This is a genomic window from Aerococcus sp. L_32 (genome assembly GCF_050689315.1).
Window position 1 is genome coordinate 1 of the sequence record NZ_JBOEQF010000776.1, and the last position, 854, is coordinate 854.

2 protein-coding genes are annotated in these 854 nt (G+C 45.7%); both read right to left on the bottom strand.

The genetic code is table 11. The annotated features are described in order from the left end of the window. On the bottom strand, positions 1–231 hold a 231-nt coding region (locus tag ACRCJ0_RS16370), incomplete at its 3' end, for a metal ABC transporter permease (RefSeq protein ID WP_431391221.1). After that, the coding region (locus ACRCJ0_RS16375; RefSeq protein ID WP_431391223.1) for a metal ABC transporter ATP-binding protein at positions 215–854 on the bottom strand (640 nt) is incomplete at its 5' end. The genes ACRCJ0_RS16375 and ACRCJ0_RS16370, both read right to left, overlap by 17 nt.

The following is an 854-nucleotide window of genomic DNA, read 5'->3' on the forward strand; positions in this document are numbered from 1 at the left end:
AAAGGCCACCATACCCGCAACCAAAGCACCCAGGGTTAAAATCAGGGTATTCTTTGATTGAAAAAGCATAAAGGCGATAACGATACCCGCAAAGGTAGCGTGACCAATCGCATCCCCAATCAAACTCTGCCCTCTAAGGACAGTGACTGTCCCGACGACACCTGATGCCATAGCTAGGACGACTGTCCCCAGTAAGACGATTTGAAAGGAGAAATCAGTTAATATGGCCATAGATCTCACCAATCCTTTGATCATATGCCGCTGCAATATTGGCTTCATTAAAGGTTTCCGCAACTGAACCTTGGCCAATGACTGTCTTATTCAATAAAATGACATGGTCAAAGTACTCACGGACTGTGGCCAAATCGTGGTGAACGATAATAACGGTCTTTCCGTCGCGTTGAAATTGGTTAATAATCTCTGCGAAAAGTTTCTCCGTCTTAATATCGATCCCCTTCATTGGTTCATCCAAGAAGTAAATGTCCGCATCCTGGCAGATGGCCCGAGCTAAGAAAACCCGTTGCCGTTGCCCACCAGAAAGCTGAGCGATTTGCCGGTCAGCGTAGTCAGCCATATTGACACTTGCTAAGGCATCAAGCGCCCGGTCTTTATCTGCTTGGCTGACCTTTTTGAAAAAGCCTTGATGTACATACCGTCCCATTAAAACAACATCTAAAACCGTTGTTGGGAAGTCCCAATTCACCGAAGATGATTGGGGTACATAAGCGATTTTCTTGTAATAGTCCTTGTATACCTTGCCGTAGAAGGTCACATCACCTTTCAAGGGCTTCAAAAAATCAAGCATACAATTCAACAAAGTCGACTTGCCGGCACCATTCGGCCCGATAATCGCC